Below are 243 nucleotides of genomic sequence, written 5' to 3' on the forward strand. Positions count from 1 at the left end.
CTACAGCCACATACACCCCGTCAGGTGCAACCACTTCAACAACTATAGCCCTTGGTGATCTGGCTGCATCAGTCGCGTCTAACACCACAGCAGTTGCGGCCGCCGCCACCAACGCATCAGCAGCAGTCACAACGGCTAATGCTGCCAGCTCAGCAGCAACGACAGCCTCAAGTGATGCGGCTACCGCACTTACCACGGCAAACGCTGCCGTGCCATCGTCTCAGATACTGGATTCCAGTGGGA

The 243-nt window shown here is 57.6% G+C and carries 1 protein-coding gene; it reads left to right on the forward strand.

The annotated features are described in order from the left end of the window. Window positions 1-243: hypothetical protein (locus HK25_RS13110; protein WP_198945987.1), on the forward strand; the 243-nt coding region annotated here is incomplete at both ends.

This window comes from Acetobacter sp. DsW_059 (genome assembly GCF_002153695.1).
GTDB lineage: Bacteria > Pseudomonadota > Alphaproteobacteria > Acetobacterales > Acetobacteraceae > Acetobacter > Acetobacter thailandicus.